Here is a 25,878-nt window from a genome sequence, read left to right as displayed (position 1 = left end):
GCTTGAAATTGGTTATGGAAAAAAGTAGTTTGAATAAGACAGTATATTTAGTGCTAGTCAATTTATTTGTTGTGTTTTTAGGGATAGGATTAATTATTCCTGTAATGCCTACATTGATGAGAGAAATGCATTTAGAAGGATCTACGATGGGGTACTTAGTAGCAGCCTTTGCTTTCACTCAATTATTAGTATCTCCTATCGCAGGAAAATGGGTTGATACATTTGGTCGCAAAAAAATGATTGTGATCGGTATGCTCCTTTTTGCACTATCCGAGATGCTTTTCGGATTTGGAAAAGATGTAACGGTATTGTATATATCAAGAATGTTAGGCGGTGTTAGTGCGGCATTCATGATGCCGGCGGTGACCGCTTTTGTTGCGGATATTACTACATTAAAAGAACGCCCTAAAGCAATGGGTTATGTGGCAGCGGCCATTAGCACAGGTTTTATCGTTGGACCAGGGATTGGTGGTTTTTTAGCTGAACATGGTACGAGACTTCCTTTCTTTGTTGCAGCAGCTTTAGGATTTTTAGGAGCTGTTTTTTCATTAGTTATATTGAAAGAACCTAAACGACCAGAACTAAAAGAGAAGAAAACAGAGAATCAAGTAGCAAAATCAGGGTTCCGCAAAGTGTTGGAGCCGATTTATCTCATTCCGATGATTATCATTCTTGTATCTAGCTTTGGTCTTGCTGCTTTTGAAACGGTCTATTCTCTGTTCGTCGATCATAAATTCGCCTTTACACCAAAAGATATTGCTTTAATCATCACAATTAGCGGAATTCTAGGTGTCATTGCGCAAGTGTTATCGTTTGACCGTATCGTAGGGAAAATCGGGGAGATCAGACTAATCCAAGTTTGTATGGGCGTATCAGCAATATTCATATTTGCTATGATTAAAGTGTCGTCATACTGGTCTATATTAGTGGTGACTTTTATTATTTTCCTCATGTTTGATTTGATACGTCCTGCATTGACAACATATTTGTCTAAAATAGCTGGCGATGCGCAAGGCTTTGTAGGGGGACTAAATTCTACTTTTACCAGTGTAGGAAACATTATAGGTCCTGGAATTGCCGGAATACTATTTGACGTGAATATCGATTATCCATATGTACTATCGATGTATGTGCTTGCACTAAGCTTTGTTATTTCCCTATTTTGGAAAGAGCGGACTAATTAAATGAAGGCTATCCTTCGACTAGCAACCCGTTTAGCGGTATAAACATTCAAAGTAACAATTGAATTAGTAAAATATTTATATGTAAATACCACTGCAATCCACATAGTAATTGGCAATATTGTTGACACATAAAATGGCTTAGCTCTTATTCAATGGGAGCTAAGCCATAGTTATTTCTGTACATGAACTCCAATTATCGAGAAATAACAGTAAATAAATTCTAATGTGGATCTCTATTTAACCTGGAACAAGTACCTTCTTGCATTACTAATAAAAGAAACCTTTCATGTCAAAGATATATAATTTAACACTAGCCTAAAAAAGGTGGTCTTTTAACTGAGGATGTAGTCTTCTTCAAAAAAAATACTTTATAAAGTATAATGGATGAGTATTTAACTAAAATAATTTCAAGGAGTTTAGATATGGTTTCAAATAAAATGAATGCACAACAATTGGCTTATGAATACATTCAAGAGCGTATGTTGGATGGAACTTATAAGGGCGGAATGAAGTTAGTAGAAGAACGTCTTGCGGATGAGATTGGTGTTAGTCGTACTCCAATTCGTGAAGCAATTAAAAGACTGGAGCAAGAAGGTTTAATTAAAAATAAGCTTATCTATAGTCCCACTGCACAAGATTTGATATACATATACGAGATGCGCATAGTTCTAGAAAGTTTTGCGGCAAAAAGAGCAGCGAAAAATATGACACCTGAAAAGATAATAGAACTTGAGAATACCATAAAGGAATCTCGTAATTTGCTTATGGAAGGACAATCCAAAAAAATATACAATGCAAACCAACATTTTCATGAACTAATTATAGATGAATGCCAAAATCCATTAATGATTGAAAGATTGGAAAAAGCTCAGACAATTTTCTATTTGTTTAGCTTAAGACTTGATATATACAATCGTCCACGTTTAATAGATGAGCATGAAGAAATTTACAAGGCCATTAAGAATAAGAATGAACAACTTGCTGGCGAACTCATGACCGAACATTTATATAAAGACATGAATTTTACTCTAGAGGTTATTGGCAGGAACGGGGGATATTAGGATTTTGGTACACCTAATGTATACCCGTTTCTTTACTGTATCATTGTCCATCCATGTAATATTTGCAGCTCTTTTGGTTCAAAATAACCTTTTAAGATTCTATATTTTTTAATGAAATACTATAGTTTAATGTTTTGAAGTCTTTCAAAATTTATCTTTAAATTGATGCTTTAAATCAAATTTATCACCACCACCAACAGCCTAAGACATAGTAGCACCTTCATCACATATGCTTTCACGGTATATTTTCCATCAAGCAATGTCTCTTCTGTGAAATATTCTTCTGTCCATAGCCTTTTCATATTAAAGAATGCTCAATAAAGGCCATACCCAACCAATGCAATATATAATATACTAAATTCCCTTTAACAATTTTTCGTAAAACCTCTTTATTTTCTATTCACTTCTTTATATTCCGAAGCGATAGACCCCCTTTAAGCAAATTTTATAAAGCGATTCTTATAACAACCAAGTTAATAGTGTAAAAATAGTTAATGATTATATATCCTCCAATACTTAATTTTTAATGTGTACAAATAACAAATGAATGTAGTAAAATGAAGAATGTTATTCTGCATACAAAACTGATGATTTTGTATGCAAAATTTTTCTTTTAAAATAGTTCTCATTATTGCTTAAGAAAGGAGAATAAGTATGACGCAGTACAATTTAGAAGAATTGAGGATGCTCAATCAGGTGCTACTTGCCCTTTTTATCGTAGCTGATTTTGCCCTTTTACTCTTTTTCTATAATAGTCCATTCCCTTGGTTTGCCCTTTTAGGTTCTGGAATTGGTTTAGCCATCATTGTTTTTTGTTGGACAGGAAGAAAATACACCATTTTCATAGCTTCATTATTTGTTTTTTCAGCTCTTCATACGATTGTTTATAATTGGAGCTCTATTGTGCATTAAAACAAGGAACATTTTTGGCCGTTTTTTATTTAATTAGCTAAATAGTAAATTATGAAATTTATAGGAGGTTTTATGATGTCAGAACAAGAAAAGAAAAATTCCGTTTTAGACAACCGTTCGTCTAGACGTACCTTTATCAAAAATTCTGGTTTGACAGTAGGGGGAGTTGTCTTAGGTGGAGCTTTAGGAAGTCTTTTCATCAAGGATGATATATCAACAACTACTACTGAAACTCACGATCACGCAGCAACGCCTTCCGCTAATCCAAATGTAGCTCTTATGTTCTTTACACCAAACCAATATCAAGTTACTCAAGCAGCAGTGGAACGTATTTTCCCTGAAGATGCAAATGGTCCTGGTGCCAAAGAGCTGAATGCTGCTATTTATATTGATCACCAATTGGCTAGTCCATGGGGTTCTAATGTAAAGGATTACCGTTTAGGTGCATTTTATAAAGCAGAAGAAAACCAAGGTCCACAAACGAAAATGCTTCGTAAAGATCTATTCATAGCTGGTTTAGAGAGCTTAAACACGTATAGTAACGAACAATTTGAAGCTGACTTTAAAGACTTAGAAGCTACTCAACAAGATGAAGTTCTTCAAGCTTTTAGTGAAGGAAAAGTTGAATTATACGGAAAAGTTTCTTCTTCGCAATTTTTCAGTTTGCTACGTACATTAACTATTGAGGGTGTATATGCAGACCCAATGTATGGTGGTAATGATAAAATGATTGGCTGGAGTATGCGTAAATATCCAGGTTCTCGTATGCAATACGTGAATGAAATACAAGATGAGAAGTTTATCGAACTTGAACCACAAAGTTTAAATTCTCATATGGGACATTAATAGAAGGGACTGACATATAAATGGTTACAAAATTACCTAAAGTACCTGTCGTAGTAGTAGGGATGGGATGGGCTGGTGGAATCGTCTCAGCTGAACTAACGAAAGCAGGAATAAATGTTGTTGGATTAGAACGAGGTAAAGACCGGACAACAGCTGATTATACAATGGGACATGATGAACTTCGTTATCAACATCGAACAGAACTAATGCAAGATCTTTCGAAAGAAACGATTACATATCGTAATACAGTATCAGGTAAAGCTTTACCGATGCGTCACTATGGTACATTCATAGTAGGAGACGGAGTTGGTGGTGCAGGTAGTCACTGGAATGGACAAACTTATCGTTTCTTACCGTATGATTTCGAAATTCGTACGAAAACAATTGAGCGTTACGGAATCGACAAAATTCCTGCTTGGATGGAAGGTCTTAACGACTGGGGTCTCACTTATGATGAAATGGAACCTTATTATGATACATTCGAAAAAATGGCTGGTATTTCAGGTGAAACAGTAGAACTATGGGGGAAACGTACGAATCCATATCCAACGCCTCCTTTAGTAAAAACACCATTAATGAAAGAATTTGAAAAAGCAGCAACAACCTTAGGATACAAACCTTTCGTTATACCTGCAGCCAACCTTTCTGAAAGCTATACAAATCCAGATGGTATCTCTCGTGCAGCATGCCAATACTGTGCATATTGTGAAAACTTCGGTTGTGAATATGGAGCTAAAGGGGACCCTGCTGTAACAGTAATTCCGGTTGCAAAACAAACAGGTAAGCTAGATCTTCGCACACATTCTAATGTATTAGAATTAACTAAAGCTGGCGGTAAAGTAACTGGAGTAATTTACGTTGATATGCTAACGGGAGAGAAATTTGAGCAGCCCGCAGATGTAGTTGTAGTTGCAAGTTATGTATTCAACAATGCTCGTTTACTTCTAAACTCTGGTATTGGGACGCCTTATGATCCGAAAACAGGTAAGGGGACAATTGGCAAAAACTACTGTTATCAAATAACTGCTGGAGGTTCTCAGCTATTCTTCGAGGACAGAGAGTTTAATTTATATGGTGGTGCTGGTGCATTAGGTATGGAGATTGCTGAATATATGGGGGATAACTTTGACCATTCTGAAGTAGATTTCATACACGGTGCTGGCGTTCGTTCAACCCAATATGGGGACCGTCCAATTGCAGTAAACCGTGTACCTGCTGGAACACCAAGCTGGGGTGCAGAGTTTAAAGAAAAATCTATTAAATACGCTAACTCAAACTTCCCAGTTAAAACACAGGGTGCTTCTTTACCACATAAAGATAATTACCTGGATCTTGACCCGGAATTTAAAGACGAATTTGGATATCCATTATTGCGTATGACATATGAATATACAGATAATGACCGTGCGATGGGGAAATACATGTCCACTATCACGCGTAAAATTGCAGAAGAAATTGGCGCAGATATTATTGATACAAATGAAGAACAGGCTCCATTCAACGTAAACAAAGATTCCAACACACATAACACAGGTGGGGTTATTATGGGTGCTGACCCAGCAACATCTGCACTAAACACTTACCTACAAATGTGGGAAGCTGAAAATGTATTTGTGGTAGGTGCATCTGCATTCCCGCATAATAGTTGTTTCAATCCAACTGGCACACTTGGTGCACTTTCGTATCGTGCATCCGAAGGTATTCAAAGATACCTAAAAGAAGGCGGAATACTAGTTAAAGCATAATGATAACTTTTTAGTTGCTAATGAGTTATGTTAAAAATGAATGTATTCAATGCAGTAAAAAACACTATATATATGGAAAATGGACTGTTAATTAGCATACGATTAACAGTCCATTTATGTTTTGTACCATTCAAGTGAACGAGTTACTCCTACTCTGGGTTAGCTATTTATATTAGGCATAGGAGGGAAAGAAATACCTTGCGATTAGCAAATATATTATGCAAATGCTAAATAATTAAATGGTACTTTCCTGATATCTATGAAAAAAACTAGTGAGTAAACGATTATATTCATGTTTTTTTTCTAAAATTGGTAAATGTCCACAGTTCCCAAGAATGGCTAACTCAGCTCGTGGCATAAACCATTTGGTTTGAAGGACACTAAACAAAGGATTTACTTCATCGTATTGCCCTCCAATGATTAAAGTTGGCACACTGACAAATGGCAGGATAGGAAGATAATTAGATTTGATCGCTGAAAAAGAGGATGCAAGATAGGGTGTTTTTTTTATAAGAAACATTTTTTTCGCTGCATCGATTAAACTGGTTTCTTTTCGATATAAACACTTTTCTGCAGTATAGGTTGTATACTCGTCGCTTGTTGATGAATGCAGGTTTCTTGCGCCTTTCATAACTGTCAGTTGGCCTAAACAAGTAGGAGCATACGAAAAGGTATTAGATAAAACCATTGATTGTACGATTTTTTTATTTTGACAATAAATTTCTTGAACGACTAGTCCTCCCATTGAAAGCCCGCAAAAATGGGCTTTTTCAATGCCTAAAGAGGCAAGTAGTGATAAAACATCTTGTGCAAATACTGAAATTGAAATATTATCATATTCTTCCGATTCACCATGTCCGCGAAGGTCGGGTATAATCAATCGATAATTGGAGGATAATTCGTATTGGTTTTCCCAGGATTCCTTTATGCTTCCTAATCCGTGAATTAAAACGACAGGTTCGCCTTGACCGATATCTAAATAATGGATGGTATAGACCTCCTTACTAAGCTGATTATTGTCTAGTGTTCCCGTGCGACTTCCCATTATTCGTATTTTATTCATAAGGAAGTTGTTTTGTCTTTTTAGGAAAATCCGATACAATAGAAGATAAGAATATTTAGTGGTGAAATGGAGGACTTAGTCGTGCCGGAAGCAGCAACTTTACAAAAAGAAGCAATGGAAATGCTAAAAAAGACAAGCAGAACCTTTTACATACCAATCACATTTTTGGAACCAAAACTAAAAAAAGCGGTTGCCTCTGCCTATTTAGTGATGCGTGCGATAGATGAAATAGAGGATCATGAAGCGTTAGGTTCGCAGGAAAAGCAGGCACTATTGCGTGCAACGAGTAAAATGTTGGCAACTGGATTTAATGCAAAAGAGTACGAACAGCTAGTAGAACCTTTTAAAGAGATCCTGCCTGAAGTTTCCTTAAGACTTGGTGATTGGCTTGCAATTTGCCCAGTAGATTTAGTGGACAAAGTAAAAGAGTCTTCAAGTGAGATGGCAGAAGGTATGGCTAAATGGGTAGAAAAGAATTGGCAAGTAAAAACAAAAGAAGATCTGGATGAGTATACATATTATGTTGCGGGTTTAGTTGGGGTCATGCTTTCTGACTTATGGAAGTGGAGCGCGGATATCGATACAGACCGAGAACTAGCGATTGCATATGGACGAGGTTTGCAAGCGGTAAATATTTTGCGTAACAAAGACGAAGATAAAGAACGCGGGGTTCAATTTTTCCCAGATGGCTGGACACGTGAGGACATGTTCCAATACGCAGAAGATAATTTAGCAAAAGCAGATGAATACAACAAAAGTATTAAACGAAAAAGTATCGTATTGTTTTGCAAGCTCCCACTTGCACTGGCACATAAAACATTAAAAGCCTTGAAGAGTGGAAAAGAGAAAATGACTCGTGCGGAAGTAGAAGCTACAGTGGAAGAAGTACAAGCGGAAGCGTAATAAAAATAGTGACAATAATAAAAAACCAGACAAGTTGCTGTCTGGTTTTTTTATGCAAAAATCTATTATTGAGCTGTATATCCACCGTCAATTGTTAAACTATTACCAGTCATGAATGAGGAATCATCAGAAGCCAAGAATAGTACAGCCTTTGCCATTTCTTCTGATTGACCAAGGCGTTTCATTGGTGTCATTGATGCTAGTATTTGTTTGCTTTCTTCCGGAATAATTGGAGTGTCGATGAAACCTGGGCATAATGAGTTTACACGAATGTTTTGCTCTGCATATTCCAGTGCAAGTGAGCGTGTTAAGTTAATAACGCCACCTTTTGCTGCATTGTAAGCTGCTGAACCAGGTGATCCAACCCAGCCATACATAGAGGCTGTATTGACAATAGAACCCCCACCCGATTTAAGCATTTCACGAATTGCTTCGCGAGCGACTAAAAATACGCCATCTAAGTCAACATTTACCGTGTTGCGCCATTCCGCATATTCTAGTGTATGTGATGGTTGTACACGACCAATTCCTGCATTATTGAAAACGATATCTACTTTACCAAAAGCTTCAATTGTTTGTTTAAAAATAGCTTGTACTTCTTCTTCACTTGTAATGTTTGCTTTCACAAAAATCGCTTCTGCATTGTTTGCTTTTAGTTCTGCTTCGAAAGCTTTCCCTTTTTCTTCATTTAAATCTACTAGTACGACTTTGGCACCTTCAGAAACGAAAAGTTTTGCTGTTGCAGCACCAATACCTGATGCTCCACCTGTGATGACTGCTACTTTGTCTTGTAATTTACCCAAAAGAATCTCCTCCAGAATTTATATTTCGTGTTTGTTATAATGGAAAGATATAGTGACTAGTTAAACTATTTTGCTTACACTCTAATTTTATCAGTCTGTTCAAACCAATCAATCATTAGTAAATCATTAACTGTCTAACTTGTAGACATTTGGAATGGATTCGTCTATTTTCAGGAGGTTAATTCATGCACAATGAACAATATGAACTTTCACAACGGCAAAATCGGACAAGAAAACATTTAAAACAGGCATTTATCGAACTGATAAAGGAAAAGGGCTATCATGTCGTCACGGTTAAAGATATTGTTGATAAAGCTAGTTATAATCGAAGTACTTTTTATGTGCATTATCAAGATAAAATGGAATTAGCGGATGATTTACTTCATTCAATGCTTCAAGGTCTAGAAGATTCAGTGGGGAAGCCATACGTCCACGGGCAAAAAGTATATACAACTAAGTTAAATTTCCCTTCCTTTAATCTGGTGACTTATATTTATGAACATCGCCAGTTTTTTGAACTTATTAAATACGAGGACACATTACCTGGTTTACATACGCAATTGCCATCTACGATTACCAAAATTTACGATGAACAATTTATTTTCAAAACGATTAACGATATGCCCGTTAATATGGATTATTTTAAGCGCTATACGTCTTATGGGTTTTACGGACTTATCATCCATTGGATTTCAAATGACTTCCATACTCCCCAAGAAGAATTTATCCAAGAAGTGATTGATTTATCAAAAACACATATCTATTCATTTGAGTATGTAGGGCGTTAATATAAGCTTATAGGGGAAATTAGTTTCATTCATAATATGGCTAGTTGTATACTAATTATTGAAAGTGAATATTTCTGCATACTATAAGAGGAGGAATTTCCCAATGTTATCTGAAAAACTACATGAAGCATTGAATGAACAAATGAACTTCGAATTTTATTCTGCCCATGCGTATCTCTCAATGGCTGCATACTGCACAGCAGAGGCGTATGACGGGTTTGCTAATTTCTTTTTAGTACAAGCTGAGGAAGAGCGTTTCCATGCAATGAAGTTTTACAACTTTCTAAGTGATTTAGGATACAGGGCTACGATTGATGGGTTTGCAAATCCACAAAACGATTTTGCTTCTATTTTAGATACTTTTGAGACTGCATTATCACACGAAAAAGAAGTGACACGTCGTATTTATAATTTATCGGATATTGCTTTAGATGAGCGAGAGCATGCAACTATGGCATTTTTGAGATGGTTTATCGACGAGCAAGTAGAAGAAGAGTCAACTTTCGATACACTAATTAACAAAATCAAACGCATCGAAAATGATTCAAATGCCATCTTTATGCTAGATTCGGAGTTAGCGTCACGCACATTTACACCGGACCAAGCGTAAAAAGTAATGTTCATCCCAAGAAGAAAGTAGATTCTTCTTGGGATTTTTTGTGTTCCTGCACAACGAACAATTCAGAATTGTTTGTTGCACAGGGACATACCGAAATGAGTTAACCAATAAAAAAAACATGTTTACACAAATGGAGTTTCAAGTTATGATTTATTTAATTCATAGATGTCGACTTCTTTTGAAAATTTGCAATTGTTTATTGTGCTGATGGGGGAAGAAAATGAAAACAAAAGAAATGGTATTTGCTGCTTTATTTGCTGCATTAATAGGAGTATTGGGGATGATTCCACCAATTCCACTAGGTTTTATACCGGTGCCGGTCACTGCACAAACACTTGGTGTTATGCTTGCAGGAAGTTTTTTAGGAAAGAAAGCCGGAGCACTTAGTTTGGTTTTATTTATCGTATTAGTCGCTTTAGGTTTACCTTTATTATCAGGTGGACGGGGAGGGCTTGCTCCGTTAGTAGGTCCGTCTGCAGGATACATTTTCAGCTGGCCCATTGCCGCATTTTGTATCGGACTTGCTATAGAAAGAGTATGGTCAACATTAAAAGTATGGAAAGTAATCGTTATCAATTTTATTTTCGGTGTCGTACTTGTTAGTCTAATTGGCGCACCTCTAATGGCGATCATCACGAATACGTCGATTTGGGCGGGACTTGTTGGTGCAACCGCGTTTTTACCTGGAGATTTAATAAAAGCTATTATTGCAGCCATTATTATTGTGCAAATAAAAGCGGTTAGTCCAATTGAACAGAAAGTTAATAACTAAAATATAAAACGATTAACTAGGATGATGAGAGATGAATCTAGTAGGACCATTACTACATAATGCAACACAGCACCCTAATAAAATTGCCTTAACTGATGGACAAGAATCTCGTACATACGCAGAACTAGTCCAGTCGATGAAAAAGGTAGCGAATGGGCTATATCAAAATGGTTTTAAGTATGAAAATATCGCTATTTTATCAGGGAATCGGATTGAATTTGTGGAGGTTTTTCTTGGAGCTATTTATGCAGGATGTGTACCGATTCCATTAGATCCCAAGTGGAGTGCAAATGAATTGACGACTATTTTACAGCAGTGCAAACCTAAAATGATTTTTATAGAGGATGCACTAGTAGCAAATCCAAACTTTCAGGATAAAGAAATGCAAATGTTGACCTTTTCAACAGGTGAAACAGGTTCCTATGACAGCTGGCTAGTCAGTTTAAAACCGGAAGCTAAGATAGATGATACAAACGAGTTATTATTTATCGGCTTTACATCTGGCACCACAGGTATTCCAAAAGGGTATATGCGTACTCATTTGTCATGGATCAAGAGCTTTTCAGCGACCAATGAAGCATTTCGATTCGATGAGATGGAGCATATTTTAGCGCCGGGTCCCTTCGTCCAATCATTGTCCTTGTTTGCTGTAATGCAAAGTTTGTATAGTGGGGCTACTTTTCATATCATTCGTAAATTTAGCGCGAAGGAAGTTTTACGGCTTTGCAATGAACATCCCAATGCTATTTTGTTTGTAGTACCTACGATGATTGAACCGATACTTGAGCAAGTTACTCCAGGGCAGGCGCATATCCAAGCGCTCATATCTTCTGGGGCAAAGTGGTCGGAGGCGTCTATCAAAAGAGCGAAGGAAATGTTTGGTGAAGCAAAGTTATATGAATTCTACGGTTCGTCGGAAGCAAGTTATATAAGTTATTTAGACGTAAATGCAAAAGAAAAGTCCAATTCATTAGGGAAGCCTTTTCCGGGTGTCCAAGTATCGGTTCGTGATGAGCGATTTCAGGAAGTGCCGTCCGGAACAATCGGACAGCTTTGTATTCGAAGTAACATGATGTTTTTAGGGTATCATCATTTACCAGAAGAGACGAAAGCGGTTTTTCGAGACGGCTGGCTCCTACTTGGGGATTATATGTCGATGGACGAAGATGGATATTTGTATTTGGCAGGTCGAGTGAAAAATATGTTGGTGTCTGGTGGTCTTAATGTTTATCCGGAAGAAGTAGAGTTTGTGCTACGGCGACATCCAGCTATTGGAGAAGTGATGGTGCTCGGGTTACCAGATGCATACTGGGGAGAACGAGTAACAGCCCTTATAAAATGGGAGGGACAACAACATCTATCAATAGAAGAAGTGAAAGAGTATTGTCGAGATTATTTAGCAAGTTATAAAGTGCCAAAGCAACTGATAGCTGTAGATAATTTTATTTACACGAGTAGTGGGAAATTGGCACGTCAGGCGATGAAAGATTATATAGAGAAGGTGATGGTATGACGGAAGCGGTGATTGTCATGGCAAAACGTACTCCTATAGGGAAGATGGGGGGCGTGTTAAGTACGCTGGAACCGGAGGAATTATTAGCACCGCTTATCAAGCATATAGTTGCGGAAACAAACTTGCCAAAGGACATGATAGACGATGTAATTATAGGAAATGTCGTAGGACCGGGAGGGAATATTGCGAGAGTTTCTGCGCTAGAAGCAGGTCTTCCTGTCACCGTTCCTGGTGTGACTGTTGACCGGCAATGTGGTTCTGGTTTAGAGGCGATCAATATGGCTACTAGATTAATACAAAGTGGTGCAGGAGAAGTTTATTTAGCGGGTGGTGTGGAAAGTACGAGCCGTGCTCCTTGGAAAATGGCTAAGCCACAAAACCTCATGGGTATACCGGACTTATATACACGTGCCAAGTTTACACCAAGTAGCTACGGTGATCCAGATATGGGAATTGCCGCCGAGAACGTGGCAAAAAAATATGAAATTTCAAGAGAAGAACAAGATCAATTTGCTTTGGAAAGTCATCGAAAAGCTATTCATTCGCAGCAAACCGGACGATTTGAGAAGGAAATTGTGCCGCTTCAAGTTAATGGAGAATGGATTAGCGAAGATGAATGCCCAAGAGCTAATACTAGTAAAGAAAAGTTACAAAGATTGTCACCTGTATTTCAGGAAAATGGCACAGTTACTGCGGGAAATGCCTGTCCGCTAAATGACGGGGCAGCACTTATATTAATCATGTCTCGTGATAAATGCGAAGAGCTAAACCTTAAGCCCATTCTACGAGTAGTAGATGCACAAGTGGCAGGTGTGGACCCAAACTATTTAGGAATTGGTCCGATTCCGGCCGTGCAAAAAGTGTTAAAGCGGCAGCAACTGACAGTAGAGGATCTAGATATAGTGGAGTTTAACGAAGCGTTTGCCTCGCAAGTATTAGCTTCTTTAAAGGAACTTCACATTCCTTTGGAAAAAGTAAATCGTGGAGGCGGTGCATTAGCTATTGGTCATCCATACGGAGCATCGGGTGCCATTTTAATGACACGATTATGTACTGAAATGCTGCACGAGCCTTTTAAAAGGGGAATTGCCACACTGGGTATTGGCGGTGGGATAGGGCTTGCAACGCTTGTAGAGGCAGTTGAATGAACATGGTCCAACAACAATTGTATGTCACGGACGAGTGGATTTCGAGGTACGCACAAAGTATAGAAGCTCCTTTGCAAAAAATCGATGGTAAATTTATTGCCCCATCCACAATGCCAATTATTTTTTGGCAAGAATTCGATATTCCTTGGCTTAAAGAAGCTAGAGCATTGATTCATGGTACACAGCGCTTTTCATATGAAACACCAATCACAGCAGAAATGGTGCTAGATTGTGAGTTAACGTTAACGAACGCGGAGGAAAAGGTAGGAAAACAAGGAATGCTTACTTTTTTAACACATACGCTCGTTTGTAAATGTAAGGATGATCTCGTTGTTACAGCGGAAACAGTATTAATCCAAGTAGGTGACCCCCGTGAAAAAACATATAACAGTTGAGGCAATCGAAAAGTATGCAGCTGCTTCAAAAGATAAAGCGGCCATTCATCTAGATGTGGATGCTGCACGAGCAGCTGGGTTTGATCAACCTCTCGTTCATGGCATGTATATCATGGGATTAGCGCAATCATTGTACATAGAAGGGCATCCTACGCAATGGATTACAGCATATAAGATGAAATTTCAAAAGCCACTTTTTGTGGACACGGTAGCGGTTTTTAATTTTGAGCGATTGAAGGATAGTGTTGAAGTGGTGGTTACGACGGAAACAGGCGATAAGATTGCAGCAGGCACTTTTTTAGTGAAGGAGTTGCAACGATGAAAAAAGTAACAATCATTACGGGTTCTACGAGAGGGATTGGGCGAAGTATCGCCATGCATCTTGGGCAATCAGATTATCAGATTGTCGTGAATGGAACAAAACAGGAATTAGTAGACGAAGTTGTACAAGATATTAATCGAGCTGGCGGTGATGCGATAGGTTATGTTGCCAATGTTGCAGATCCAACTGCAGTTACTAAAATGCTTGATGCAGTTACAGCTCAATTTGGTCGCATAGATGTGCTCATACATAATGCAGGTAATTTGCATGATCAAAAATGTATTCGTATGACAGATGAAGAGTGGAGATCTGTACTAGATGTGCATTTGAACGGTGCTTTTTATAGCATTCAGCGAGTACTTCCACATATGCAAGTAAGTGGTGGCGATATTCTATTAATGACCTCTACAGCGGGATTAGGGGGCTCTATTGGTCAAGTGAATTATAGTGCGGCAAAAGCAGGAGTACTTGGTATGACATGGACGCTTGCAGCAGAACTAAAGCGCAATCATATTCGAGTGAATGCTATTTCACCAGCCGCCCTAACAGATATGACGAGACCTGTGATTGCCCATTTAAAGAACAAATATGCCAGTAAAAACGAGCCATTTCCGGATTTTTGGAAAGTAGGAGAGGCGGATGACGTCGCTCGCTTTGTAGGGGCCCTTCTTGCACAGCAAGACCCGGATTTAACTGGTCAAATATTTGGTGTTAATGGTTCAAAAGTGACGAAATGGGAAAAGCCAGTTGCTGCGTTTTCGGAAAATAGTATAGATGCGTTTTTTACTAAGTGGCAAAGTCGAAAGGGAAGTGAATAAATGCTTACTTTCGATCATGTTCATTTTTATTATAAAAAAGGTCAGCCCATCATAAACGATATAAGCTTTACGATTCAAACAGGGGAATTTGTGTCGATTGTCGGAGCAAATGGTAGTGGGAAATCCACTGTTGCAAAGCTAATGGACGGATTACTTTTTCCTAAGAAAGGAACGGTGAAGTTTCAACAACTAGATACGGCAGATCCTGATGATCTCATGAAAATTCATCGGCAAGTAGGATTCGTCTTTCAAAATCCAGAGGATCAATTCATTACAACAACCGTTATGGATGAAGTGCTTTTTGGCTTGCAAAATATTCGCGTCCCAAGGGAAGAAATGCGGGGGAGAGTGGATGCTGCCTTGCGCGCTGTTCAGATGGAGGAGCATTTAGAAGCGATGCCGCACCAACTCTCAGGTGGTCAAAAGCAAAGGGTAGCTATTGCTGCAATATTAGCGATGCAACCTCAAATGATAATTTTTGATGAGGCGACTTCGATGTTGGATCCACAAGGAAGAAAGCAAGTGCTATCTATTATGCATGAACTGCATGACCAAGGCATGACGATTATTCATATCACACATCATATGGAGGAAGTGCTATGTGCAGATCGTATTTTACTCATACATGAAGGACATCTGGAATTCGATGGCGACCCTTTCGTTTTTTTTGAAACAATGTCTGTAGAGAAATATCAATTAAAATTACCGTTTGCCGTCCGTTTAAGTAAAACACTCCAACTAGAACCACCGTTAACGGTAAATTGGAAAGAAGGGATTCGTTCACAATGGTCTATCAATTAAACAATGTGAGTGTGAACTATTCTCGTCAAATGGCATTAAGAAATGTAAATTGCACAATGGAAGAAGGTAAGTGGATTTCGGTTATAGGTCAAACAGGTGCAGGAAAGTCGACGTTTGTCCAAGTGCTGAAAGGATTAATTCCTCATATGGATGGGGACTATTTAATCGATCAACAGCCTGCTAAAAGAGATGCTAAGGGACAGCTAAAGGTTATTCCAGAAATCGGCTTTGTTTTTCAATATCCAGAGCATCAACTATTTGAAACAACCGTATTCAAAGAGCTTGCTTTTGCACCGAAGCAACAGGGCATGTCTAATCAGCAAATAACAAAGAGCATATCAAAAATTTTACCGCAACTTGGCCTGTCCGAAGACATTTTACCATTAGCTCCATTCCAATTAAGTGGTGGTCTGAAACGACGTGTAGCTATTACTTCCGTATTGATGATGGAACCACGGTTGCTTATTTTGGATGAACCAACTGCAGGTCTGGATCCAATCAGTAAAGTCGCGTTATTACAATTGCTTAAAAAATGGCAGCAGCAAGAAAATCGTACAATTATATATGTGTCACATCAAATGGAAGATGTCGCGGAGTACTCGGATGAGGTCATTGTATTTCATGAAGGTAGCATCATAGGACAATTGGACACTTGTACATTATTTTTGGAACAATCCCATTTACTAGAGAAAATAGGAATGTCGCTACCAGAATCTATACAATTATTAAAACTAGTAGAGGAATTGTCTGGGGAGAAAATGAATGTATCCAGTTGTAGGGAACAGGAAATTTTCGAAAAGGTTCTCCCACTTTGGAGGGCAAGGAGGCTTCAAAATGTCTGATACCATATTAATCGGTCAGTATATGGAGACGAATTCCATTTTTCACCGACTTGATCCGAGGACAAAGATTGTGAGTATCTTTCTTATCATGCTTAGTTTTCTAGTGCTTGAAACTGGGACGAGTTATATAATTGCCACTTTATTTGTCTTGGGCATTCTGGTGCTATCGAAAATTCCATTTCCTGTTTTTTTGAAAGGGTTAAAGCCCATTTTATTTATTTTGACCTTTACTTTTGTCTACAATGTCTTGCTCACCAAAGGGAATGTCATTTGGTCTTGGTCTTTTATCGAGGTGACGGCGGAAGGATTGCAAAATGGGGTGCACTTCGTCTGGCGTATTATTTTACTTGTTTTGCTAGCTTCCATATTAACATTAACAACAAAGCCATTAGAATTAGCTAGTGGTCTTGAAAAACTATTAGCACCACTATCTAAACTTCATGTGCCAGTCGAACAGTTTTCTTTAATGATCGTTATTGCGATTCGTTTTATCCCGACGATTTTGCAGGAGCTAGACCGAATTGTACTCGCTCAAAAAGCAAGAGGACATGACATTGTTAATCTACCGTTAGTAAAGCGTATGCTCGCTTATATTCCGATTTTAGTTCCTTTATTGTTCACTACTATTCTGCGTGCGGAGCAGTTGACATACGCAATTGATGCGCGTGCTTATGGCAAGGGCAAGGGAAGAACTGCGTATAAGCTATTGCAATTTCAGCAAATAGATTATGTTGTAGGAACAGTTGCTATTTTGTTTGTAATAACGTTGATTATCATACAGTTAGGGGGATTATAGATGAAAGTATATGGTGCTGTCGTGGACAATGAAACGCGCTGTACGCATTACCATACAGAAAAAGATATTATTGCCATAAAATTTAAGTGCTGTAATCGTTATTATCCTTGCTATAAATGCCATGAGGAAGATGCCGATCACAAAATCGAACGTTGGCCAAAGCAACAGTTTGATGAACTGGCTATTCTTTGTGGGAGTTGTCAGACAGAGCTAACGATTCATGGGTATATGAATACAGACAGCTGTCCGCATTGTCAGTCAACTTTTAATGAAAGATGTGCTGCACATTATCCGATTTATTTTGAGTGATTTTATTGACAATAAAATCCCAAGACATAATTCTTCTTGGGATTTTTGAGGTTTGCAATATGAATTTAAAATCCAAACACACATAAAACTAAAGCAACTGTTCCGATTAAATGATTAATAATGGTCAATTGGATAGAGCGTTTATGCTCTCCTTTTTTCAATCGATACGCTACTTGGCAAGCACCATACATAAGCCATAATGCAGCAAATGCAGCAATGTGAAATGTTCCATAATTATTTTCCCAATAGGTGAACCCGACTAAAATCGAGACAATTGCTAAATAGTTTAATAAATGATGCGTCCAGTTTAACGACCATTCACGATATTTAATAATAGGATATTTCCGTTTAAACCACAATGTCACCGAAAATGGAGCAAAAAATAATAGCAGTATTCCAATGATCTTTCCCAAATTAGAATTTGGTTCTTTAAAAATCTCGCTTGAAAAGTCCAACCAATCATCTGATGGAATGTAAAACAGCTCGTCTGTCTTTAGATCAAGAAAGAAAGAACTGCCCAATTCTTTTAAACGCCGCTCGGATCCATCTTTGGATATGATTAATATGTCGGTAGCAGTGTAATCATTGCTGTACCAACTATCAACATATTCTTCCTTAGATTTAGGTACTCTCGTTTCTAAAAAAGTAGCGAACTGTTTTATCATATTCGTTTCATTCACTACCCCAACATGTAAATAAAAAGGAGACCACTTTTCAAAAAATGTATCCTCATCCATCGTTCCATTTGTAAAATAATATACCTTTTCAATGCTTTGAGCGTCAGCTGTTGAAGTTATAGGGTTATTATTAGCGGGTGTCACTAAATAAAAGGTTAATAAACAGACCGCGACTAATGATATGGTGCTAATGAAAGAAACCATCCAATTTTTGATTGGCTTTGCTGTTGCATCAGTAATTGCCTGGATCAATGTGTTTTGTTCCGTATCCGTTTGCTTTAACTTTCGCATTTGCTCAAATAACTTTTCTTCATTCATCCTGCACACCTCCCATTTCTTTCCGCAAAGCCTGAAGCGCTCGTTTCAACGTGTTTTTGACTTTTTCTTCATTCCAACTAAGTATTTCGGCCGTTTCTTTTATAGATAGCTCCTCAATTTTTCTCCATATAATGACTTCTCGGTAAGAAGCTTTTAATTTTCCTAACGCATCGTATAACTCGCGAACTTCCTCCATTTCGAAAAATGGGTGCTCACCTACTCTTTCATGGATTGATATAAAAGGAATAAATTCGAATAGCCGCTTTCTTCGCAAATAGTCAAACGCAATATTTCGTGCTGTTTTGCGAAGCCAAGCTTGAATTTCTACTGGTGTTCTATGTACATCCCCCGCCCTGACAAAGCGAATAAAAACTTCCTGTGTCAAATCTTCTGCCACTTGTTTATGCTGCACTAAATAGGACATATACCTGAATATGGACGGGCTAAATTGCTTATATATATTCGCTAGCTCATAATCATTCAACAACTGCACCTCCCTACTACTTAATACGAATGAGTGGCTAAAAGGGGTCAAAAATTAAGTTGAAATATTAGGTAATTATTTAAGGTGTATTTTTGAAATATTCCAAACATCGGTATAATTAAATAAACGACATAAAGATAGGGATTCATGTATCCAATAGATGGATGATGTAATAACAAATATGTCGATAAATACTCAAATGATTAGTTCTTTTTACTAAGGGGGAAATATGGATGACAACAATGAAAGAGAATATTAGGCAATTAATAGATGACAAGTTGACGAAAGGTAGCGAAGAAGAAAAACAACTATTGTTAGATGGACTTTACACAATAATCAACAACTATGATCACTTGTTATATCAAGAAGCATTAGATAATTTATATGATGGAATCTATATAGCAAATGCAGAAGGAAAAACATTGTATGTGAATGATGCTTATTTACAGATGACGGGACTAAAGCGAGAAGATGTTATTGACCAATATGTAGATGAGTTATTAGAAAAAGGGGTATATCAAAATGCAGTTACCCCAAAGGTGTTGAAATATAAAAAGCAAGTGAATTCAATTGGTAAAGCAGCAGATGGGGTTGATATGCTTATTACAGGTAAACCGATATTTGATGAAAATATGGATATTAAATCAGTGGTCGTTATCGATCGGGATTTGTCTGATTTATGGTCGATGAAAAATCAGCTCGAGATTACAGAAAAGAAAATGGCAACAGTTGAACAAAAAAACTTAGAAAAAGTAAATGAAATAGAACATTTAAAAAAGCGGTATATTCATTCGAGTATTATTGGCAATAGTGAGGAAATTCAGCAAGTTATTGACATGAGTCAAAAGGTTGCTCCTTTAGATGTGACAGTCTTAATAACAGGGGAAAGTGGGGTTGGAAAGGAAGTCATTGCCAACGAAGTATATTTAAAGAGCACACGTAACGATAAGCCCTTCGTGAAAGTTAACTGTGCAGCCATACCAGCGCATTTAATGGAATCAGAGCTATTTGGATATAGGAAAGGTGCGTTTTCTGGTGCGATAAAAGATAAACCTGGTTTATTTGAAATTGCTAATAATGGCACAATTTTTTTAGACGAAATTGGAGAAATTCCACTAGATTTGCAGGCGAAACTATTACGGGTCATTCAGCAAAAAGAAATCATATCAGTAGGAAGCACGACAGTACAGAAACTTGATGTACGAGTTTTAGCGGCGACGAATAGCAATTTATTAGAGCTTTGTCGGCAAGGAAAGTTTAGAGAGGACCTTTATTATCGTTTAAACATCGTGCCGATTCATATTTTACCGTTAAGAAAGCGTAAAAGGGATATCTCGGTATTAATCAATTTCTTTATGAACAAATATAATAAAAAGTATGGTAAAAATGTTTCGATTGATTATAGCGGTTATCAGGTATTAGAAGAATATAAGTGGCCCGGCAATATAAGAGAGTTAAAGAATATTATTGAGCGATTAATTATTATATCAGAAGCTGGAGTGACCATTAATAAAACACAAATTAACAACGTCATTTATCCAAATGTCACTACGGAAAACTTAGTTGGAGATGAAATTGGTTTAAAAGAAATGCTTGAACAAGTAGAGAGAGAAATCTTGATTAATGTATTAAAAGAAACAAAAAGTACACGGAATGCAGCAAAAAAATTAAAAATAGACCAATCAACTGTCGTAAAAAAGGTAAAGAAGCTAGGAATTAGTTATATAGATGATATAAATCATCGGATGTGATGAATAATGTCATCGAGAAAATAGGTATACAATAGGATGTTTTAATAGAAATGAAGGAAAAGGTGATGATAATTTTCATCATTTTTTCTTTTTTTTTATTGATCAATGCTTATTCTAAGCCATTTACTACATGGCATGCATCTTGCAATAAAGATTAGTAATAAAAAGAAGGAGTGGTATGAATGAAAAATAAAGTAATTATTACAGCAGCGTTGACAGGTGCATTTCCTGCGAAGGATAAAAATCCAAATATTCCTTTGACACCACAAGAAATCGCAGATGATGTAATTAAAGTGTGGAAAGCAGGAGCTGCAGTCGCGCATCTACATATGATTGATGAAGAAGGTAACGGTACGATGGATAAAGAAAGGTTTAAAGAAACGGTGGAGCTTGTCCGTGGACGAGAATGTGACATTATCTTAAATTTAACAACTTCAGGTGATTTGAATGCGACGGATGAAACGCGTATGACCCATTTAATCGAACTAAAACCTGAGATGGCATCATTTGACGCAGGTAGCATGAATTGGATGCACAAAACGCTTTTCTTAAACACGCCTACTTTTTTGGAAAAGCTTGGACAAGTGATGCTAGATAACAATGTGAAACCAGAAATTGAAGTTTTTGATGCAGGTATGCTATACAACGCACTTTATTATGTGAAAAAAGGATTGGTCGCAGAACCAACACATTATCAATTTGTTCTTGGTGCACCGGGTGGTACAGCAGCCACTGTTGAAAACCTTGTTTATTTAAAGAGTTTGCTCCCTGAAAACAGTACATGGTCCGCTTTTGGAATTGGGCAAGGTCATTTACCGATTCTCTATACGACATTAGCACTGGGTGGCCATATTCGAGTTGGGATGGAAGATAATATTTATTATGCAAAAGGGAGAATTGCAAAATCGAATGCAGAATTTGTGGAAAGAGCCGTTCGTATTATCCATGAATTAAATAAAGAAGTAGCGTCACCTACAGAAGCACGCCAAATTTTAGGATTAAAATAAGGGGAGAGTGCGTGGAAATGATTAAGACTATTGGTGTTATCGGTGCTGGAACGATGGGACATAGTATTGCAATGAGTTTTGCAATCGGTGGTTACGAAATTCATCTATACGATGTAGACGAGGTACGAGTATACAGTGTAGCGAAGGATATAGAACGAGAGCTTCGTTTATTAAGTGATGAAAAAGTGATCGAAGAATCTACAGTTGTAAAAGTACTCCAGAACATTAAGTATTTTAATGACTTACGTGAAGCTGTTTCACAATGCGATTATGTAATTGAAGCGGCACCCGAAATTATAGAGCTAAAACAAAACCTTTTTAAACAATTAGATGCTTATTGTCCCAATCATACAATTTTAGCAAGCAATACATCTAGCTTGGATTTGGCAAGTATGATGGCACTCGTGAGTGAGGGGCGTAAACAACGTATGATGATCAATCATTGGTATAATCCGGCTCATATTATGCCAATTGTCGAACTATCCTTCTTTGGTAATATGCCACTCCATATTTATGAAGAAGTCGACAAGCTTTATCAATCGATTAACAAGCAATGTATTAAAGTATTAAAGGATGTGCCAGGTCTAGTAGCAAATCGAATTCAGCAAGGTATCGCACGGGAAGTATTTTCGATAATTGAGCAAGGTATCGCTTCTTACGAGGATGTGGATCGTGCGCTGAAATTCGGACCGGCTTTCCGTTATGCCACCGCCGGTCAGCTGGAAATCGCTGATATGGGTGGACTCGATATTTGGTGTACAGTCGGGGATAATCTGTTAAAGGTGATGGACAATCGTCAACAATCCAATGAACTATTAAGAACTAAAGTATCTGATGGGGAGTTAGGGGTTAAAACAGGAAAAGGATTTTTTGAGTATGATGAAAAGCAAAGTGCAGAGATTAAAAAACAGTTTAATAAAAGACTCATTCATCAATTAAAAGCGTCACAAAGTTATATGTAGCAGTAAACAAGGGGGACTTGTCATGATCAACAAATCATTGTTGTTTTTCGTAAAAGTGATGCGTAACTATTTACCGAATCCGTTTACGCTAGCCTGGCTCATTACGCTAGTAGTAGCAGTTTTAGCATTAGCTTTTACGAAAACAGCACCGACCGATCTAGTCGTCGATTGGGGTGGCGGTTTATTTTCACTATTACCATTTGCGATGCAAATGAGTTTAATTCTTATAACGGGCTATGCTTTAGCATCCTCACAGGTCGTAAAAAAATTGTTAGCAAAGCTTGTAAAGATACCTCGAACGCCGAAGCAAACAGTATTATTTGTCGCTTTAGCATCCATGGGTTTGTACTATTTGAACTGGGGTCTTGGCTTGATTGCGGGCGGTTTTTTAGCAAAGGAAGCTGCTCGTCATCATAAAGACGTGGATTTCCGTCTCTTAGTAACAGCTGCATTCTCAGGTATTATTATTACTCACGGTGGTTTATCAGCATCTGTCCCTCTTCTTATTAATACGGCTGGACATTTTGCGGAAGAACAAATGGGATTAATTCCATTAACAGAAACAATTTTTGCGCCACAAGCATTATTTATTACTATTTCATTAGTTATTTTAATTCCACTTTTATGTGTATTAATGACACCGAAGAAAGGACAAGAAGTGCTTGTAGATACTTCTTTATTTGAAGACGAATTAAAGGAGCCTGAAAAGGTTGATGCATCCAGTCTTACGTTAGCGGAACGACTTGATAAAAGTAGAATTATTGGATTATCGCTAGGGCTAGTTGGTTTAGGATATCTATTATATTACTTTTACAACAACGGCTTTAACTTAAATATTAATACTGTCATCCTTATTTTTATTGTTTTAGGAATTTTAGCGCATGGATCCCTTATTAATTATTCGAATGCCATTACTGCCGGGACATCATCCGCTGCCGGCATTATCCTGCAGTTTCCTTTTTATGCGGGGATTATGGGGATTATGGATGAAAGCGGACTCGTCATGCTTATTTCAGATTGGATATTAAGCTTCGCTACGTATGAAACATTCGAGTTATTTAGTTATTTCTCTTCTTTAGTTATTAGTATATTTGTTCCTTCTGCTGGGGGGCATTGGGCTGTGCAAGCGCCATTTATGTTACCTGCAGCTGAAGCTTTAGGTGTGGAGTCTTGGAAAGTCGCAATGGGTGTTGCTTGGGGAGAAAGTATTTGGAATATCGTATGTCCATTCTGGGCACTACCTCTAATTGCTATCGTTAAAATCGATTTACGGGATTTGATTGGCTTCTCTGTTCTATTATTTATCGTCGGAAATATAGTAGCCATTGCAGGTATATTACTTTTCACATAGTTTAATAAAATTGTTAATTTCATAAATAGAAGATTATAAAAAGGACGGTTCCGTTACAGCAATGCATCCGGTATTAATGATGGGGCTGCAGCAGTTGTTGTCATGTCAAAACAAAAGGCAAAGCGTGACGTTAAAACTGGACTAGCAACTTTATGTATAGGCGGTGGCCAAGGAGTCGCAACTATTGTACAACGTGGATGATATATAGAAAATAGAAAAAGGGCTAACCCTTAAAAGTCGTTAGTGATGACTTTAAGGATAGCCCTTTCTGTTTGTAATCTATCAAATTAAACAATGAAAGAAAGTATTACAGCAGTGCCAAACGCTACAAGTGCTTTCATAATCGTAATAGCGAAAATATCTCCATATGATTGGCGATGAGTAAGACCGCAAATAGCAAGGATAGTAATTGTTGCACCACTATGTGGCAGTGAGTCTAAGCCACCTGCTGACATGGAGGCAACCCTATGAAGAAATTCTGGGTCAATCCCCATGGAATTTGCTAAGTCCAAATAATGTTGCCCCATTACTTCAAGGGCAATTGACATCCCACCAGATGAGGATCCAACAACGCCGGCTAGCACGTTAACAGCAATAGACTCGGATATCAATGGGTGAGAAGAAATACCTGTAATCGCATTCCTAATTACTTCAAATCCAGGTAGTGTTTTAACGACATTTCCAAAACCTACTTCCGCCGCTACATTAAATACAGCTAGTAATGAACCACTTGCTGCTATAGTGAGCCCGGAGGAAAGCTTTGACGCCGTAAATGACCTTACATTTATGAGTAACGCAGCAATAATTCCAAATACCAGTGCTACAATTAATGCCCATGTGGAGGTTAAACTACTTAAGTTTTGAACATTAAAAGTTTGTTCTAATAATTCAGGAGCATACCAGTGACTTACTGCTAATTTCGTTTTGGTAAATACAAAGTTTAGAACTACTACAACAACTAAAGGAATAATAGCTAACCAAAAGTTCACTACTTTTTCATCTGGATTGGTAATAGGTTCGTTCGTGTGACCCTCTCCATAACCTTCCCCAGTTAAATTTGCTTTCTTCACTCTTTTTGATAGCCAAAGATAACCTAGTGAGAAGATAACTAACCCTGCAACAAGTCCTGTGATAGGAGCGGCATAAGCATCCGTTCCGAAATAGTTTGTTGGGATAATATTTTGGATTTGTGGTGTGCCTGGAAAGGCGTCCATTGTATATGTACAACCGCCTAAGACAATAACCGCGGGTATAAATCTCTTAGGTATATCGGCCTCGCGAAAGATTGCTGCCGCAAATGGATATACCGCGAAAACCACAACAAAGAGGGAAACTCCTCCATAAGTCAAAATAGAACAAGCGAGTATTGTTGCAAGAAGGGCCCTTTTTATGCCAACGAGCTCCATAATCTTTTTGGCAATAGATGCTGTACCCCCATTTAACTCCATTAGTTTTCCGAACACCGCACCTAAAATAAAAATAGGGAACCATGTTTTAATATAGTTTGCCAAATTCGGCATATATACTTCTGTATAGCTAGGTAATAAAGCCATACCGGAAAGGGCAACTGCTAATAATGTGACGATAGGAGCGATGACGATAACTGGAAAACCACGATAGGCTAAAAATATAAGTAATCCTAATGAGATGAGAATAGCAATAACTTCGATAAACATTGGTTACACCGT

The 25,878-nt window shown here is 37.7% G+C and carries 27 protein-coding genes and 1 pseudogene; 23 read left to right on the top strand and 5 right to left on the bottom strand.

All coding sequences use genetic code 11. The features are described 5' to 3' along the window. Positions 1–14: 14 nt before the first annotated feature. The 5 genes from AC1DFT_RS09855 to AC1DFT_RS09835 all read left to right on the top strand — a co-directional run bounded on the left by AC1DFT_RS09855 (position 15) and on the right by AC1DFT_RS09835 (position 5,748). A complete protein-coding gene (locus tag AC1DFT_RS09855) occupies positions 15–1,184 on the top strand; it encodes an MFS transporter (RefSeq protein ID WP_477919054.1) in 1,170 nt (389 codons plus the stop codon). Between the two features lie 422 nt (positions 1,185–1,606). Beyond that, positions 1,607–2,245 (top strand): GntR family transcriptional regulator, encoded by a 639-nt coding sequence (locus AC1DFT_RS09850; protein WP_477919018.1) that lies wholly within the window; start codon positions 1,607–1,609, stop codon positions 2,243–2,245. Between the two features lie 654 nt (positions 2,246–2,899). Continuing rightward, the gene (locus AC1DFT_RS09845; RefSeq protein WP_477919017.1) at positions 2,900–3,157 is read left to right on the top strand and encodes a hypothetical protein; all 258 of its coding nucleotides are present in this window, start codon (positions 2,900–2,902) and stop codon (positions 3,155–3,157) included. A 75-nt stretch (positions 3,158–3,232) separates the two neighbouring features. Next, the gene (locus tag AC1DFT_RS09840) at positions 3,233–4,003 is read left to right on the top strand and encodes a gluconate 2-dehydrogenase subunit 3 family protein (protein ID WP_477919016.1); all 771 of its coding nucleotides are present in this window, start codon (positions 3,233–3,235) and stop codon (positions 4,001–4,003) included. A 20-nt stretch (positions 4,004–4,023) separates the two neighbouring features. Beyond that, positions 4,024–5,748 (top strand): GMC family oxidoreductase, encoded by a 1,725-nt coding sequence (locus AC1DFT_RS09835; protein ID WP_477919015.1) that lies wholly within the window; start codon positions 4,024–4,026, stop codon positions 5,746–5,748. Between the two features lie 235 nt (positions 5,749–5,983). Here the strand turns inward: AC1DFT_RS09835 and AC1DFT_RS09830 are convergent, their stop codons facing one another. Further along, the gene (locus AC1DFT_RS09830) at positions 5,984–6,811 is read right to left on the bottom strand and encodes an alpha/beta fold hydrolase (RefSeq protein WP_477919014.1); all 828 of its coding nucleotides are present in this window, start codon (positions 6,809–6,811) and stop codon (positions 5,984–5,986) included. Positions 6,812–6,892: 81 nt separating this feature from the next. Here AC1DFT_RS09830 and AC1DFT_RS09825 point away from each other — a divergent pair, with 81 nt between their 5' ends. Further along, entirely contained in the window at positions 6,893–7,714 is an 822-nt protein-coding gene (locus tag AC1DFT_RS09825; protein ID WP_477919013.1) for a squalene/phytoene synthase family protein, read from the top strand. 65 nt (positions 7,715–7,779) lie between these two features. On the opposite strand, the gene AC1DFT_RS09820 is transcribed toward AC1DFT_RS09825, so the two are convergent. Continuing rightward, complete coding sequence (locus AC1DFT_RS09820) at positions 7,780–8,517, bottom strand: SDR family NAD(P)-dependent oxidoreductase (RefSeq protein ID WP_477919012.1); 738 nt, start codon at positions 8,515–8,517, stop codon at positions 7,780–7,782. A gap of 185 nt (positions 8,518–8,702) precedes the next feature. Between AC1DFT_RS09820 and AC1DFT_RS09815 the strand changes: the two genes are divergently transcribed. The 12 genes from AC1DFT_RS09815 to AC1DFT_RS09760 all read left to right on the top strand — a co-directional run bounded on the left by AC1DFT_RS09815 (position 8,703) and on the right by AC1DFT_RS09760 (position 17,640). Then, positions 8,703–9,305 carry a TetR/AcrR family transcriptional regulator gene (locus tag AC1DFT_RS09815; RefSeq protein WP_477919011.1) on the top strand — a complete coding sequence of 201 codons (603 nt, stop codon included), beginning with the start codon at positions 8,703–8,705 and terminating at the stop codon, positions 9,303–9,305. 103 nt (positions 9,306–9,408) lie between these two features. Then, positions 9,409–9,915 carry a ferritin gene (locus tag AC1DFT_RS09810; protein ID WP_477919010.1) on the top strand — a complete coding sequence of 169 codons (507 nt, stop codon included), beginning with the start codon at positions 9,409–9,411 and terminating at the stop codon, positions 9,913–9,915. A 229-nt stretch (positions 9,916–10,144) separates the two neighbouring features. Then, entirely contained in the window at positions 10,145–10,696 is a 552-nt protein-coding gene (locus tag AC1DFT_RS09805; RefSeq protein ID WP_477919009.1) for a biotin transporter BioY, read from the top strand. A gap of 31 nt (positions 10,697–10,727) precedes the next feature. Beyond that, entirely contained in the window at positions 10,728–12,209 is a 1,482-nt protein-coding gene (locus AC1DFT_RS09800; RefSeq protein ID WP_477919008.1) for an AMP-binding protein, read from the top strand. Next, positions 12,206–13,357, top strand: coding sequence for a thiolase family protein (locus tag AC1DFT_RS09795; protein ID WP_477919007.1), 1,152 nt, complete (start codon positions 12,206–12,208; stop codon positions 13,355–13,357). Before AC1DFT_RS09800 ends, AC1DFT_RS09795 begins: the two co-directional genes overlap by 4 nt. Beyond that, positions 13,354–13,752 carry an FAS1-like dehydratase domain-containing protein gene (locus tag AC1DFT_RS09790; protein ID WP_477919006.1) on the top strand — a complete coding sequence of 133 codons (399 nt, stop codon included), beginning with the start codon at positions 13,354–13,356 and terminating at the stop codon, positions 13,750–13,752. The genes AC1DFT_RS09795 and AC1DFT_RS09790 overlap by 4 nt, the downstream gene beginning before the upstream one ends. Continuing rightward, positions 13,730–14,074, top strand: a complete 345-nt coding sequence (locus AC1DFT_RS09785) for a MaoC family dehydratase (protein WP_477919005.1) — start codon at positions 13,730–13,732, stop codon at positions 14,072–14,074. The genes AC1DFT_RS09790 and AC1DFT_RS09785 overlap by 23 nt, the downstream gene beginning before the upstream one ends. Continuing rightward, positions 14,071–14,892, top strand: coding sequence for an SDR family NAD(P)-dependent oxidoreductase (locus tag AC1DFT_RS09780; protein ID WP_477919004.1), 822 nt, complete (start codon positions 14,071–14,073; stop codon positions 14,890–14,892). The genes AC1DFT_RS09785 and AC1DFT_RS09780 overlap by 4 nt, the downstream gene beginning before the upstream one ends. Further along, on the top strand, positions 14,893–15,693 hold the full coding sequence (locus AC1DFT_RS09775; RefSeq protein WP_477919003.1) for an energy-coupling factor transporter ATPase: 801 nt from the start codon (positions 14,893–14,895) through the stop codon (positions 15,691–15,693). It abuts the gene before it with no gap. Beyond that, positions 15,678–16,535, top strand: coding sequence for an ATP-binding cassette domain-containing protein (locus AC1DFT_RS09770; protein WP_477919002.1), 858 nt, complete (start codon positions 15,678–15,680; stop codon positions 16,533–16,535). The genes AC1DFT_RS09775 and AC1DFT_RS09770 overlap by 16 nt, the downstream gene beginning before the upstream one ends. Next, complete coding sequence (locus AC1DFT_RS09765; protein ID WP_477919001.1) at positions 16,528–17,331, top strand: energy-coupling factor transporter transmembrane component T family protein; 804 nt, start codon at positions 16,528–16,530, stop codon at positions 17,329–17,331. The genes AC1DFT_RS09770 and AC1DFT_RS09765 overlap by 8 nt, the downstream gene beginning before the upstream one ends. Then, positions 17,332–17,640, top strand: a complete 309-nt coding sequence (locus tag AC1DFT_RS09760; RefSeq protein WP_477919000.1) for a CHY zinc finger protein — start codon at positions 17,332–17,334, stop codon at positions 17,638–17,640. Positions 17,641–17,705: 65 nt separating this feature from the next. Here the strand turns inward: AC1DFT_RS09760 and AC1DFT_RS09755 are convergent, their stop codons facing one another. After that, positions 17,706–18,635 carry a hypothetical protein gene (locus AC1DFT_RS09755; RefSeq protein WP_477918999.1) on the bottom strand — a complete coding sequence of 310 codons (930 nt, stop codon included), beginning with the start codon at positions 18,633–18,635 and terminating at the stop codon, positions 17,706–17,708. Then, positions 18,628–19,119, bottom strand: a complete 492-nt coding sequence (locus AC1DFT_RS09750) for an RNA polymerase sigma factor (RefSeq protein WP_477918998.1) — start codon at positions 19,117–19,119, stop codon at positions 18,628–18,630. Before AC1DFT_RS09750 ends, AC1DFT_RS09755 begins: the two co-directional genes overlap by 8 nt. A gap of 233 nt (positions 19,120–19,352) precedes the next feature. Here AC1DFT_RS09750 and AC1DFT_RS09745 point away from each other — a divergent pair, with 233 nt between their 5' ends. From AC1DFT_RS09745 to AC1DFT_RS09725, 5 genes and pseudogenes are all read left to right on the top strand, one after another. Beyond that, positions 19,353–20,870 (top strand): sigma-54 interaction domain-containing protein, encoded by a 1,518-nt coding sequence (locus AC1DFT_RS09745; protein ID WP_477918997.1) that lies wholly within the window; start codon positions 19,353–19,355, stop codon positions 20,868–20,870. A 182-nt stretch (positions 20,871–21,052) separates the two neighbouring features. Further along, entirely contained in the window at positions 21,053–21,877 is an 825-nt protein-coding gene (locus tag AC1DFT_RS09740; protein ID WP_477918996.1) for a beta-keto acid cleavage family enzyme, read from the top strand. Positions 21,878–21,894: 17 nt separating this feature from the next. Further along, positions 21,895–22,839, top strand: a complete 945-nt coding sequence (locus AC1DFT_RS09735) for a 3-hydroxyacyl-CoA dehydrogenase family protein (RefSeq protein ID WP_477918995.1) — start codon at positions 21,895–21,897, stop codon at positions 22,837–22,839. Between the two features lie 22 nt (positions 22,840–22,861). After that, positions 22,862–24,190 carry a short-chain fatty acid transporter gene (locus tag AC1DFT_RS09730; protein ID WP_477918994.1) on the top strand — a complete coding sequence of 443 codons (1,329 nt, stop codon included), beginning with the start codon at positions 22,862–22,864 and terminating at the stop codon, positions 24,188–24,190. A 34-nt stretch (positions 24,191–24,224) separates the two neighbouring features. Next, positions 24,225–24,391, top strand: a pseudogene (locus tag AC1DFT_RS09725) (thiolase family protein); the annotation flags it as partial. 86 nt (positions 24,392–24,477) lie between these two features. On the opposite strand, the gene AC1DFT_RS09720 reads toward AC1DFT_RS09725, so the two are convergent. Beyond that, positions 24,478–25,866, bottom strand: coding sequence for a GntP family permease (locus AC1DFT_RS09720; protein WP_477918993.1), 1,389 nt, complete (start codon positions 25,864–25,866; stop codon positions 24,478–24,480). Positions 25,867–25,878 lie beyond the last annotated feature (12 nt).

Source organism: Psychrobacillus sp. 05T411, assembly GCF_056396485.1.
Note: the sequence above shows the minus strand (reverse complement) of the source record. Positions and strands in the feature narration are given on the sequence as shown.